This window comes from Oscillibacter sp. KLE 1728 (assembly GCF_934833455.1).
GTDB classification, from domain to species: Bacteria; Bacillota; Clostridia; order Oscillospirales; family Oscillospiraceae; genus Oscillibacter; species Oscillibacter welbionis.
The window spans coordinates 3,078-3,550 of sequence record NZ_CAKVVF010000128.1; the positions used below are offsets into that span (position 1 = coordinate 3,078).

The following is a 473-nucleotide window of genomic DNA, read 5'->3' on the forward strand; positions in this document are numbered from 1 at the left end:
GCTGGGAACAGTACGCCTCCGCCACGGCGCTGATTCGCCGGACGGAGGCGGCCATGGCCGCCCATCCGGAGAGCGCCCTCTGCCGTCTGGCAGAAGAGGCCGGCGGCGTGGACGGCCGGACGCCCTTTCTGGCGGCAGAGGCGGGGGACGAGACGGCCCTTGCCGTCTGCCGCGCCTATGTGGAGGAGCTGGCGGAGGGCACGGCCAGTCTCATCAACATCCTCCGGCCGGAGGCGGTGGCCTTCGGCGGAGGTGTGGCCGGGGCGCCGGAGCATCTGCTGCTGGAGCCCCTGCGCCGCCGGGTCGGGGCGCTGTGCTTCTCCCGCCACGGCGGGCGGGCCACCCGCATCCTCCGGGCGGAGCTGGGCAACGACGCCGGCGTCATCGGTGCGGCCCTGCTGGGCCGGGTAATCTGAAGTATGAGGAGGTCCAGAAATGGACTGGTGGATCACATTTGACCAGCAGGCGGCGGA

The 473-nt window shown here is 72.1% G+C and carries 1 protein-coding gene; it reads left to right on the top strand.

What is annotated here, in order from left to right:
- On the top strand, window positions 1–416 hold a 416-nt coding region (locus tag QVE23_RS11060), incomplete at its 5' end, for an ROK family protein (RefSeq protein WP_502919097.1).
- Window positions 417–473 lie beyond the last annotated feature (57 nt).